This window comes from Streptomyces sp. NPDC002680 (genome assembly GCF_042889145.1).
In the GTDB taxonomy this organism is placed as follows: domain Bacteria; phylum Actinomycetota; class Actinomycetes; order Streptomycetales; family Streptomycetaceae; genus Streptomyces; species Streptomyces adonidis.
On sequence record NZ_JBIAQP010000010.1, the window covers coordinates 281,891 to 293,958 of the forward strand.

The following is a 12,068-nucleotide window of genomic DNA, read 5'->3' on the forward strand; positions in this document are numbered from 1 at the left end:
TCATCGAGTGAGAGTGCCAGGAGGAAGACACAGTGCCGACCTACCAGTACCAGTGCACCGAGTGCGGCGAGGGCCTTGAAGCGGTGCAGAAGTTCACCGACGACGCCCTGACCGAGTGCCCCAGCTGCAACGGCCGCCTCAAGAAGGTGTTCTCCGCGGTCGGCATCGTCTTCAAGGGCTCCGGCTTCTACCGCAACGACAGCCGCGGCTCCTCGTCGAGCAGCGCGCCCGCGTCGAAGCCGTCGACGGCCACCTCTTCGTCGTCGTCCTCGGACTCGTCGTCGAGTTCGTCGGGCTCCTCGTCGTCCAGTTCGTCCAGCTCCTCGTCGGGCTCCAGCAGCTCGTCGAGCACCAGCTCGGCCGCGTAAGGCACCACCTCTTGGCCCACGGGACCCTGTCGTCGTACGACGACGGGGTCTTCGGTGTTTCCGCGCGGCCGCCGAACAGGTTCTAGTGTGCGGGCATGGTGAATCAGGCGAATCCCGGGAGCGCCACGAGCGCCGAGATCGGCGTGATCGGCGGCTCCGGCTTCTACTCCTTCCTCGACGACGTGACCGAGATACATGTGGACACGCCGTACGGATCCCCCAGTGACTCCCTGTTCCTCGGCGAGGTCGCCGGCCGCCGGGTCGCCTTCCTGCCCCGGCACGGGCGCGGGCACCATCTTCCGCCGCACCGCATCAACTACCGCGCCAACCTGTGGGCGTTGCGCTCGGTCGGCGTGCGCCAGGTGCTCGCGCCGTGCGCGGTGGGCGGTCTGCGGCCCGAGTACGGCCCGGGCACGCTGCTCGTGCCGGACCAGCTGGTCGACCGTACGAAGTCCCGGGTGGGGACGTTCTTCGACGGCATGCCGCTGCCCGGCGGGGCCGTCCCCAACGTGGTGCACGTGTCCCTCGCCGACCCCTACTGCCCGGTCGGCCGCAAGGTCGCCCTGGAGGCGGCGCGTGGCCGCGGCTGGGAGCCGGTGGACGGCGGCACACTGACCGTGATCGAGGGACCGCGGTTCTCCACGCGCGCCGAATCGCTCTGGTACCGGGCGCAGGGCTGGTCGGTGGTGGGCATGACGGGCCATCCCGAGGCGGGCCTCGCCCGTGAACTGGAGCTCTGCTACACCTCGTTGACCCTCGTCACCGACCTCGACGCGGGCGCGGAGACCGGCGAGGGCGTCTCGCACGAGGAGGTGCTCCAGGTGTTCGCGGCGAACGTGGACCGGATGCGGGGCGTGCTGTACGACGCGGTGTCCGCGCTGCCTGCGGGTGAGACGCGGGACTGCCTGTGCACGAAGGCGCTGGGCGGGATGGATCCGGGGTTCGAGCTGCCGTAGCGGGACGGGACGGCGGGGCGGAACTTCCCGTTCGGGTGAGGGAGTTGTCCACAACCGGTGAGTAACACACAGGCCTGAGCGGGGTTCGCCGAAAAGCCTCATCGTGGGGGCGCAAGCAGCTCCCTCGTCACAGGTGGTGGTCACCATGTCATCCGTACGTCCCATGTCTCCCGTACGTCCCGTGCGCTCCGTTCCGCTCGTCCCCCCGCCCTGCGAGGTGCCGCAGTTCGCTCCTGTGCGGGTGCGCGGCGGGCGGGGTCAACTGCGGCGCCTGGTACGGAATCGGAGGCGGGCGCTGGCCCTCGGGCTCGCCGTCACGGCTGCCGCGATCGTGGCTGCGGGTCCACGTGAGGCGTCGGGTCCGCCGCCCGATGTCGGACGGGTCCGGGGGCATCCTGTGGCGGATCCCGTACGGGAGCGGCGCGCGGTCGAGATGGTGACCGCGCCGGTACGGATCGCCGACGCGGCCACGGTCCGGCTGCTGCAGCCCGGTGACAGGGTCGACGTCATCGCGGCCGAGGAGTCGCCGACGGGAACCGACGCCCGGGTGGTCGCGCACCGGGCGCGGGTGACGAAGGTGCCGCCGGCCATGACACCGCAGGACAGCGTGGCCGAGGGCGGGGCTCTGGTCGTGCTCTCGGTGCCGCGCACCACGGCGTCCCGGCTGGCCGGCGCGGGCGCGACGGCACGGTTGGCGGTGACGGTGTGGTGAATCCTGCCTCGATTGCTTCGAACCGTCTGACGTCAAGTCCCTCGTTGGAGCCGCCCAATTGGACAGCGCTGCCACAGGTTGACGTAGGTTGCGGAACTGTTTGTTCCCCCAATTGCGTGTACGAGGAGAGGCCCCGCGGTGAGCGAGAAGAAGCAACCGAGCGTCTGGGACGGCTTCAAAGCCTTCCTGACGCGCGGCAACGTCGTCGATCTGGCGGTCGCGGTAGTCATCGGCACCGCGTTCACCAACATCGTGAACTCGGTGGTGAAGGGCGTCATCAACCCGATGGTGGGAGCGTTCGGGACGAAGAACCTCGACAACTACAGCTCCTGCATCAAGGACCCCTGCACCGGTACCGGCGACACCGCGACCGGCGTCAAGATCATGTGGGGCTCGGTTCTGGGCGCCACGCTCACCTTCGTGATCACCGCGGCCGTCGTCTACTTCCTGATGGTCCTGCCGATGTCGAAGTACCTGGCCAGGCAGACCGCGCGCCAGAAGGCGAAGGAGGGCGCGCAGGAGGTCATCGAGGTGAGCGAGCTGGAGGTCCTCAAGGAGATCCGCGACGCCCTGGTGGCCCAGCGGGGCTCCGGGCACGACGAGCGGTAGGGGCCGCACCGGGGTGGTTCGGCGCGGTTCAGATGTGGTGGGGCGGCTTCTCGTCGAGGAAACGCTTCAGGTCGGCCACGCTGTCGCCGCCGCTGTCCCCCGGGCGCTCGCCCCACCCACGGTCCGTGTCGTCCGACGACTGCTGGTCCAGCGGGTCGTCGAAGATCAGCGCGGGCTTCGGGGCGCTCGGTTCGGGGGCGGCGGGGCTGGTCATGGTTCCAGGGTACGTCCCACCTGCCGGGCCCGGTCCGGGCCGTGGGGCGCATGCCGGATCACGATCACGCTCCGGCGCCGCTCTTCGGCCTGCGCACGGTGTGCTCATCTGCTGTGCTGGTTCGTATGACGTCCAGTTCATCCCCCGTGCCGGGCATGCCCGACGGATCCCACGCCCCGGCCGGTCACGGCCGCGACGCGCCCCTGCGCAAGCTGACCGCGCGCGGACGCGGCGAGTCGCACCGGGTCGCCTCACCGCTGGAGCTCTTCTTCGACCTCTGCTTCGTGGTGGCCGTCGCCCAGGCGGGCGTCCAGTTGGTGCACGCCGTGGCCGAGGGGCACGCGGGCGAGGGCATCCTCAACTACGCGATGGTGTTCTTCTCCATCTGGTGGGCCTGGATGAACTTCACCTGGTTCGCCTCGGCGTACGACAACGACGACGTGCTGTACCGGATCGTCACGCTGGTCCAGATCGCCGGCGTCCTGGTACTGGCGGCCGGGGTCTCGCGGGCCTTCGAGGACCACGACTTCCTGATCGTCTGGCTCGGCTATCTGATCATGCGGCTGCCGATGGCCGCCCAGTGGCTGCGGGTCGTCCGCTCGGCCACCGGCGCCGAGCGGACGATGGCACTGCGGTACGCCGGTGGCGTGCTGCTCTGCCTGGTCGGCTGGCTGGGGCTGGTACTCCTGCCGGAGCCCGCCCGCCCCTGGCTGTTCCTGGTGATGGCGCTCGCCGAACTGGCGGTCCCCCTCTACGCGGAGAGGAGCTTCGCCACGTCCTGGCACCCGCACCACATCTCGGAGCGGTACGGGCTGTTCACGATCATCGTGCTGGGCGAGGCGGTCGCGGCGGCGACGGTGGCCGTGAAGTCGGGGGTGGAGGAGAACGACGCGCTGCGCGATCTGCTGCCGATCGCGGCGGGCGGGCTGCTGATCGTGTTCTCCGCCTGGTGGATCTACTTCGCCGTCCCCATCCATGGGCATCTGCGCTCCAACAGGCAGTCGTTCCTGTGGGGTTACGGCCACTATCTGATCTTCGCGTCGGTGGCCGCGATCGGGGCGGGCCTGGAGGTCGCGGTCGAGGACACGGTCGGCAAGGCGCACATCTCCACGCTGGCCGCGTCGGCTGCCGTGACCCTGCCGGCGGCGCTCTACCTGATCACCGTCTGGGCCCTGCACTCGCGCTACTTCAAGGTGGGCACCGCCCAGCAACTGGTCCTGCCGACCACGGCGTTGCTGGTGATCGTGTGCACGTTCCTGGGCGACTGGGCGGTTCTCGCGGCGGGCCTCCTGTCGGCGCTCGCGGTGGCGGCCGGGGTGACGCTGACCGCCCGGACGGTGGCCGGGGAGCACCGGGCCGAAACCGCCGAAGACACGGAAGCGGCGAAGAAGGCCTGAGGAAGCGACGGAAGGGGGCGCTGGACAAGACTGGGCGTCATGACAGTTGACGCTCTGACAGATGTGGCCGGCCTGCGAGTGGGGCACGCGACGCGTATCGGCGACGGATGGCTCACCGGCACGACGGTCGTGCTCGCACCGGAGGGCGGAGCCGTGGCGGCCGTGGACGTACGGGGCGGCGGACCCGGCACCAAGGAGACCGACGCCCTGGATCCGCGCAACGTCGTACGCACTGTCGAGGCGGTGGTGCTGACGGGCGGCAGCGCGTACGGGCTGGACTCGGCGTCGGGAGTGATGGCCTGGCTGGAGGAGCAGGAGCGCGGGGTACGGGTCGGGCCCGATCCCGGGCACGTTGTACCGGTGGTGCCCGCCGCCTGCGTCTTCGACCTGGGCCGGGGCGGCGACTTCCGGGCCCGGCCGGACGCGGCCACCGGAAGGACGGCCGTCGAGGCAGCCGCAGCGAGTGAGCCGGGCGCGCCGGTGCCGGAGGGGTGCGTGGGCGCCGGTACGGGGGCCGTGATCGGGTTCCTGAAGGGCGGCATCGGCACCGCGAGCACCGTGCTCGGCTCGGGGATCACGGTGGCGGCGCTGGTGGTGGCCAACGCGGCGGGGTACTCGGTGGATCCGGAAACGGGGGTGCTGTACGGGGAGTTGTACGAGGGGCGGCGGATCGAGTACCCGACGCCCGGTGTCCACGAGGCGGCGCAGCGACGACTGGCCGAGGTCGCGGCCCAGTCCCCCCTCCCCCCGCTGAACACGACGCTCGCGGTGGTCGCGACCGACGCGGCACTGACGAAGGCCCAGGCCCAGAAGGTCGCCGGCACGGCCCACGACGGCATCGCACGTGCCGTACGCCCGGTGCATCTGCTGACCGACGGGGACACGGTCTTCACGTTGGCCACGGGTGCGCGTCCACTGTCCGAGGACAACCCACTGGCACTGAACGAGATCCTGGAGGCGGGCGCGGACCTGGTGACACGCGCGATCGTCCGGGCGGTACGGGCGGCGGGGTCGGTGGTGGGGACGGGTGGGGGGTGGCCTTCGTACGGGGAGTTGTACGGGGGGCGCGGGTAGGGGGAGGGGACGGGAGTGGGGGTGGGGAACCCCCAACAACAGGAACTCTCCCAGGAGATGGCGATTGTCCCGGTTCTGTCACGTCATGGGTGTGGAGGCGGACGTCGGGAACCCCGGCCCTCGGTGTTCCCCTCTTTCTTCACGTAAGTGGAGCGGATCACCCAAGCGACCCAAACAGCCCGGAAACCCCGGATCACACAAACCTGGAGCAGCCCGTGACAACGCCGGACACGACAGCTCGGCGCGCGCTGGGGGCCTGTGCCGTCCTGATGGTCGGTGCCCTGACCCTCACCGCGTGCGCCGGTGGCAGTAGCGGTGGTGATGGTGGCGACAGTAAGGGGGGCAAGGGTGGTAGTGGCACCGTCGCCACTTCGGCCGCCCGGATCGTCATCTCCGCCAAGAACGGGTCGGCCGGTGCCTCCATCAACTCGACCGGGGTGAAGGTCAGTGGGGGCACGCTGACCGAGGTGAAGATGACCGTCGCGGGGACCGGAGCGGCTGTCGCGGGGGCGATCGCCTCGGACGGGCGGAGCTGGCAGCCTGCCGAGCAGTTGGAGCGGGGGACGCGGTACCGAATATCGGCGGCCGCGAAGGACGCCGACGGGCGGACCCAGGCAGCCGATTCGACCTTCACCACCGTCACCAAGGCGAACAGCTTCATCGGGACGTACACGCCGGACAACGGGACGACGGTCGGGGTGGGGATGCCGGTGTCGTTCACGTTCGACAAGGCGATCAGTGACCAGGCCGCCGTGCGGTCGCACATCACCGTCACGTCGAGCAGCGGGCAGCAGGTCGTCGGGCACTGGTTCGGGGCGCAGCGGCTCGACTTCCGGCCCGAGGAGTACTGGAAGGCCGGTTCCAAGGTCACGATGAAGATCGACCTGGACGGGGTCGAGGGCGCCAACGGTGTGGTCGGGGTGCAGAAGAAGACCGTCAGCTTCACGATCGGGCGCTCGCAGGTGTCCACGGTCGATGTCAACACGCAGACCATGACGGTCGTACGGGACGGGCAGACCCTCAAGAGCGTCCCGATCTCGGCCGGCAGCCCGGAGTTCACCACGTACAACGGGCAGATGGTGATCTCCGAGAAGCTGAAGGAGACGCGGATGGACAGCCGTACGGTCGATCTGGCCAACGCGTACGACATCCCGGACGTGCCGCACGCGATGCGGTTGACGACGTCGGGGACGTTCATCCATGGCAACTACTGGTACCTGAAGGGCAATCCGCCGTTCGGGCGGACGGGGACCAGCCATGGGTGTGTGGGGCTGCAGGACGTGCAGGGGGCCAACGGGGACACGCCCGCCAAGTGGTTCTTCGACCACTCGATGATCGGGGACGTCGTCATCGTGAAGAACTCCGCCGACAAGCAGGTCGCGCCGGACAACGGTCTCAACGGCTGGAATCTGCCGTGGAGCGAGTGGACAGCGGGGGCCACTTCCTGACAGTGCGTGAAGTACCGTCCGAACAGGGCTCGTTGATGGATCATTGATGGTTTTCGGGGCCGTGCGGGAACTTTTCGTACGGCCCGGGCGTCTCCTAGACGTATGTTTTCTCGGTTCCCGGACATGATGTCCGACCGAGGGGCTACGGTATGCACCCACAAGGTGACATGCAGCAACGCCGGGAGAAGCCTTGAGCGTTCCGTACGAGACGGCAGCGTACGAACCACCCGAGTCGCCCGAGTCTCCGGAGGAGCACCTCGAGCGACTCCTCGGTCGTGCCCTGAACTCCTTCGAGCTGCCCGACGAGGCGATACGGCGGCTCGACTGCGCGCTGGCGCACGACAGTTCGCTGCACTCGGCGCACCACAGCGCGGGGCTGCACCGCGAGACGTACCGTCACACCTGGCTGCTCGCCGACGGTTCGGCGCTCACCCTCTGGGAGCTGGTGCACAACACGGCGCCGGGGGCGGGTCCGCAGCACGAGGTGTATGTGGACGAGGAGGAGCTGCGTGCCGCCACGGCCCGGCTCCCGCTGCCCGCGGACGGCCCGGATTTCGAGCTGCCGGTGACGGTGCAGCTCACGCCGGTCGTCCAGCCCCGGCATGTGTACGTTCCTGACGACTCGGCGGACCACGCGCGCCGCTTATTGCGCCGCGCGGAGAACACGGACCGGCCGGGGACGGAGACGGCCGAGTTACTGCGTACGGCGTTCGCGCACCAGATCACCCAGGCGTTCGGGCGGCCGTGCCGGGCGGGCCGGTCCGGGATCGGCTTCTCGCTCTACGAGCACGCCTTCCTGCTGCCAGGCGGTGAGGAGATCTCCCTGTGGGAGGTCGAGCACACGGCGACGCCCGACGGTCGGCACATGTGCGAGGTGTATCCGACGGAGGACGGGGCGCGGGACGCGATGGAGCGGCGGGCGACCCGGGCGTCGTAACCCCGGCACACATTTCCTGCCCGATGGCACAGACGCCACGGTCCCGGACAGGGAGTTCCTGTCCCGGACCGTGGCGTTTCTCGTGCTTGCGGGCTCTCGTGCTCGCGGGTTCGCGTGCTCGCGGGTTCGCCTACCGCCCGCGCATCGTTCTGCCTACGCCGCCACCGGCTCCTTCTTCGCCGGTGTCGCCGTCGTGCCCTCGGGCGACTCGGCGGCCGTGACGCCCGGAGTCTGCTTGCGCATGCTCTTGAGGACGATGACCAGGGCCGTCGTGACGCAGGTGCCGGCCGCGATGGCGATCAGGTAGAGGAACGGGCTGCCGATCAGCGGGACCACGAAGATGCCGCCGTGCGGGGCGCGGAGCGTGGCGCCGAAGGCCATCGACAGGGCGCCGGTGACCGCACCGCCCGCCATCGAGGCCGGGATGACGCGCAGCGGGTCGGCCGCCGCGAACGGGATCGCGCCCTCGGAGATGAAGGAGGCGCCCAGGACCCAGGCGGCCTTGCCGTTCTCCTGCTCGGCCGGGGTGAAGAGCTTCTTGCGGACGACGGTGGCCAGCGCCATGCCCAGCGGCGGGACCATGCCGGCGGCCATCACGGCGGCCATGACCTTCATCGCGGAGTCGCTGGGGTCCGCGACAGCGATGCCGGCCGTGGCGAAGGCGTACGCGACCTTGTTGACCGGGCCGCCGAGGTCGAAGCACATCATCAGGCCGAGGAGGATGCCGAGGAGGATCGCGTTGGTGCCGGAAAGGCCGGAGAGCCAGTCCGTCATGCCCTTCTGGGCCTCGGCGATGGGCTTGCCGACGACGACGAACATCAGGAAGCCGACGATCAGCGAGGAGATCAGCGGGATCACCACCACGGGCATGATGCCGCGCAGCACCGGTGGGATCTTGATCTTCTGGATCGCGAGGACGATGCCACCGGCCAGCAGACCGGCGACCAGGCCGCCGAGGAAGCCGGCCGCGATGTTCGAGGCGATCATTCCGCCGACGAAGCCGGGGACGAGGCCGGGGCGGTCGGCCATGCCGTAGGCGATGTAGCCGGCCAGGACCGGGATCAGGAACCCGAAGGCCACCCCGCCGATCTGGAAGAGCAGCGCGCCCCAGCTGTCGACCTGGGTCCAGGAGAAGTGCTCCATGACCGAGGGCGCCTTGTTGATCTCCCAGCCGCCGATCGCGAAGCCGAGGGCGAGCAGCAGGCCGCCGGCGGCGACGAACGGGACCATGTAACTGACGCCGGTCATCAGCCACTTGCGCAGCTTGGTGCCGTAGTTGTCGCCTGCTTCGCCGGCCCGCTCGACGGGCGTACCGCCGGTGGCGGGTGCGCTGCTCTCGCCGCGCTCGGCCTTGCCGCGTACGTCGGCGATGAGCTGGGCGGGCTTGTTGATGCCGGCCTTGACGCCGACGTCGACGGTGGGCTTGCCGGCGAAGCGTTCCTTCTCCCGTACGGGCACGTCGTGGGCGAAGATCACGCCGTCCGCGGCGGCGATGACGGCGGGGTCGAGCCGGGTGAACCCGGCCGAGCCCTGCGGCTCGACGACGAGTTCGACGCCTGCCTCGCGGCCCGCGTTCTCCAGTGCCTCGGCGGCCATGTACGTGTGGGCGATGCCGGTCGGACAGGAGGTGACGGCGACGATCCGGAACGGACGCGCGCCCCCGTCACCGTCGTCACTGCCCGCGGCGGCTTCGGCGGAGGCCGCCGCCGAAGCCGCCGCGGAGTCATCGGTGGCCGGAGCCTCGTCGCCACGGATCAGCGCGGCGGCCGTCTCCGCGTCGCCGACCGCCCGCAGCGCCGCCGTGAACTCGTCGTTCATCAGCTGGCGGGCGAGCGACGACAGGATCGTCAGGTGGGCGTCGTCGGCTCCGGCCGGGGCCGCGATCAGGAAGATCAGGTCGGCGGGGCCGTCGGCCGCGCCGAAGTCGATCCCGGCGGCGCTGCGCCCGAAGGCGAGCGTCGGCTCGGTCACGTGTTCGCTGCGGCAGTGCGGGATGCCGATGCCGCCGTCGAGGCCGGTCGGCATCTGCGCCTCACGGGCGGCCACGTCGGCGAGGAAACCGTCGAGGTCGGTCACCCGCCCCTTCGCCACCATGCGCTCGGCGAGGGCACGGGCCGCCGCATCCTTGGTCTGGGCGGACAGGTCGAGGTCGACCAGGTCCGCGGTGATCATCTCGCTCATCGCGGGCTCCTTCGCACGCGTATCGCCCGGGAAGTGGGGTGGGCGGGGCTGGGGACGGGGGTGGTGCAGTGGGGGTTCTTGGGAGGGGTGGCTGCGGCGGGGCCGGGGAAACCCCGCCGCGTCAGGGCCGGTTCAGGGGGACGGGCGTAGCGGGCGGGCGCCGTCACGAGAGGGGTTCCCCCGGTACGAGGGTCCACGGGCACCTCGCCCGTCACCGTCACGGCGGACGGGCCGAGGTCGGACGGGGTCGGCATCACGCTGCCCGGCAACCGCACGGCGCCGGACGGCCGCGGCAAGGCCGGGCCAACGCGGACACTCAGGTGGGCGGCCATGACACCTGCTCCCGGATCGAGGTCGGCAGGCATCGGCATCACACTGCCCGGCAACCCCACGGCGCCGGACGGCCGCGGCAAGGCCGGGCCAACGCGGACACGAAGATGAGCGCTCATGACACCGGCTCCCTCAACGCCCGGTCCACCGGTACCTCGCCCGTTACCGTCACCGCCGACGGGTCGAGGTCGGACGGGGTCGGCATCACGCTGCCCGGTAGTTGGACTGCGGCGGCGCCGTGGGCTACGGCCGAGGCCAGGGCCTTGGGGCCGCTGCCGCCGGCGATCAGGAAGCCGGCCAGGGAGGAGTCGCCGGCACCCACGTTGCTGCGTACGGTGTCGACGTGGGCGCTGGCGAACCAGGTGCCCGAGCCGTTGACGAGGAGTTGGCCGTCGGCGCCGAGGCTGGCCAGGACCGCGCCCGCGCCCAGTTCGCGCAGTTCCTCCGCCGCCTTCACCGCGTCGCCGATCGTCGCCAGGGGGCGGCCTACCGCCTCCGCGAGCTCCTCTGCGTTCGGCTTGACCACGTCCGGGCGTTCGCGCAGGGCCGCGAGGAGGGCCGGGCCCGAGGTGTCCAGGGCGATTCGGGCGCCTGCGGCATGTGCACGGGCCACTATGTCGGCGTACCAGGACGGGGCGAGGCCACGCGGCAGGCTGCCGCAGCAGGCTATCCAGTCGGCGTCGGCCGACTGCACGCGTACCGTCTCCAGGAGCAACTCCTGCTCTGCGGCGGAGAGTTCGGGGCCGGGTGCGTTGATCTTCGTCAGGACGCCGTCCGATTCGGCGAGGGCGATGTTCGAGCGGGTCGCCCCCGCGATCGGTACCGGTGCCACCTCTATGCCCTGGGCGTCGAGGAGGTCCGCGACGAGTGCTCCGGGCGCGCCGCCCAGCGGTAGCACGGCCACCGTGCGCTGTCCGGCGGCTGCCACTGCCCGCGAGACGTTGACGCCCTTGCCGCCCGGGTCCATGCGCTCGCCGGTGGCGCGGATGACCTCGCCGCGGTCGAGCGACGGGACCTCGTACGTACGGTCGAGGGACGGGTTGGGGGTGACGGTGAGGATCATGCGCGTACTACCTCCAGGCCGCCGCGTTCGAGGTCGGTGGCGTCCTCGGGGTCCAGGCCGCTGTCCGTGATCAGCAGGTCCACGTCGCCCAGGTCCCCGAAGCGGGCGAAGTGCTCCTCGCCATGCTTGGTCGAGTCGGCGAGCAGCACCACCCGGCGGGCGGCTTCCACGGCGGCCCGCTTCACGGCGGCCTCGGCGAGGTCGGGCGTGGTCAGCCCGTGCTCGGCGGAGAACCCGTTGGCGGCCACGAACAGGACGTCGGCGCGGATCTCGCCGTACGCCCGCAGTGCCCAGGCGTCGACGGCGGCGCGCGTACGGTGCCGGACGCGTCCCCCGACGAGGTGCAGCTGGATGCCGGGGTGGTCGGCGAGGCGGGCCGCGATCGGGAGGCTGTGGGTGACGACGGTGAGCGTCGCCTCCAGCGGGATGGCGGCGGCGAGGCGTGCGACCGTCGAACCGGCGTCGAGGATCAGGGTGCCCTCGGTGGGCAGCTCGGCGAGGGCGGCCTTGGCGATGCGGTCCTTCTCGTCGGCGTAGGTCGACTCGCGCTCGGTGAGGTCCGGCTCGAAGTCGAGGCGACCGGCCGGTATGGCGCCGCCGTGCACACGCCGTACGAGACCCGCGCGGTCCAGCGCCTTCAGGTCCCGGCGGATGGTCTCCGCGGTGACCTGGAACTGCTCGGCGAGGGACAGCACGTCCACCCGCCCGCCGTCACGGGCGAGCCGCAGGATCTCCTGCTGCCGCTCCGGTGCGTACATGTCCGTTCGCCTCCGACTCAT

Annotated in this window: 12 protein-coding genes; 8 read left to right on the plus strand and 4 right to left on the minus strand. The window is 70.7% G+C overall.

What is annotated here, in order from left to right:
• The first annotated feature begins 32 nt into the window (after positions 1 to 32).
• The 4 genes from ACFYXF_RS26905 (at position 33) to mscL (ending at position 2,645) form a co-directional block, all read left to right on the plus strand.
• Entirely contained in the window at positions 33 to 368 is a 336-nt protein-coding gene (locus ACFYXF_RS26905) for an FmdB family zinc ribbon protein (RefSeq protein WP_389353067.1), read from the plus strand.
• A 95-nt stretch (positions 369 to 463) separates the two neighbouring features.
• Positions 464 to 1,324, plus strand: coding sequence for an S-methyl-5'-thioadenosine phosphorylase (locus ACFYXF_RS26910; protein WP_389353069.1), 861 nt, complete (start codon positions 464 to 466; stop codon positions 1,322 to 1,324).
• A 145-nt stretch (positions 1,325 to 1,469) separates the two neighbouring features.
• Complete coding sequence (locus ACFYXF_RS26915) at positions 1,470 to 2,036, plus strand: hypothetical protein (protein WP_389353071.1); 567 nt, start codon at positions 1,470 to 1,472, stop codon at positions 2,034 to 2,036.
• A 138-nt stretch (positions 2,037 to 2,174) separates the two neighbouring features.
• Complete coding sequence (mscL, locus tag ACFYXF_RS26920) at positions 2,175 to 2,645, plus strand: large conductance mechanosensitive channel protein MscL (protein WP_369035176.1); 471 nt, start codon at positions 2,175 to 2,177, stop codon at positions 2,643 to 2,645.
• A 28-nt stretch (positions 2,646 to 2,673) separates the two neighbouring features.
• Here the strand turns inward: mscL and ACFYXF_RS26925 are convergent, their stop codons facing one another.
• On the minus strand, positions 2,674 to 2,859 hold the full coding sequence (locus ACFYXF_RS26925; RefSeq protein ID WP_389353073.1) for a hypothetical protein: 186 nt from the start codon (positions 2,857 to 2,859) through the stop codon (positions 2,674 to 2,676).
• Between the two features lie 125 nt (positions 2,860 to 2,984).
• On the opposite strand from ACFYXF_RS26925, the gene ACFYXF_RS26930 reads away from it, so the two are divergent.
• From ACFYXF_RS26930 to ACFYXF_RS26945, 4 genes are all read left to right on the plus strand, one after another.
• Complete coding sequence (locus tag ACFYXF_RS26930) at positions 2,985 to 4,256, plus strand: low temperature requirement protein A (protein WP_389353075.1); 1,272 nt, start codon at positions 2,985 to 2,987, stop codon at positions 4,254 to 4,256.
• A 39-nt stretch (positions 4,257 to 4,295) separates the two neighbouring features.
• Positions 4,296 to 5,330, plus strand: coding sequence for a P1 family peptidase (locus ACFYXF_RS26935; protein WP_389353077.1), 1,035 nt, complete (start codon positions 4,296 to 4,298; stop codon positions 5,328 to 5,330).
• Positions 5,331 to 5,545: 215 nt separating this feature from the next.
• Positions 5,546 to 6,778 carry an Ig-like domain-containing protein gene (locus ACFYXF_RS26940; RefSeq protein WP_389353078.1) on the plus strand — a complete coding sequence of 411 codons (1,233 nt, stop codon included), beginning with the start codon at positions 5,546 to 5,548 and terminating at the stop codon, positions 6,776 to 6,778.
• Between the two features lie 190 nt (positions 6,779 to 6,968).
• Entirely contained in the window at positions 6,969 to 7,715 is a 747-nt protein-coding gene (locus tag ACFYXF_RS26945) for a DUF6227 family protein (protein ID WP_389353080.1), read from the plus strand.
• Positions 7,716 to 7,868: 153 nt separating this feature from the next.
• On the opposite strand, the gene ACFYXF_RS26950 is transcribed toward ACFYXF_RS26945, so the two are convergent.
• The 3 genes from ACFYXF_RS26950 to ACFYXF_RS26960 all read right to left on the minus strand — a co-directional run bounded on the left by ACFYXF_RS26950 (position 7,869) and on the right by ACFYXF_RS26960 (position 12,047).
• A complete protein-coding gene (locus tag ACFYXF_RS26950; protein ID WP_389353082.1) occupies positions 7,869 to 9,896 on the minus strand; it encodes a fructose-specific PTS transporter subunit EIIC in 2,028 nt (675 codons plus the stop codon).
• Between the two features lie 445 nt (positions 9,897 to 10,341).
• Positions 10,342 to 11,289 (minus strand): 1-phosphofructokinase, encoded by a 948-nt coding sequence (gene pfkB, locus ACFYXF_RS26955; RefSeq protein ID WP_389353084.1) that lies wholly within the window; start codon positions 11,287 to 11,289, stop codon positions 10,342 to 10,344.
• Positions 11,286 to 12,047, minus strand: coding sequence for a DeoR/GlpR family DNA-binding transcription regulator (locus ACFYXF_RS26960; RefSeq protein WP_389353086.1), 762 nt, complete (start codon positions 12,045 to 12,047; stop codon positions 11,286 to 11,288). Before ACFYXF_RS26960 ends, pfkB begins: the two co-directional genes overlap by 4 nt.
• Between the last annotated feature and the right edge of the window lie 21 nt (positions 12,048 to 12,068).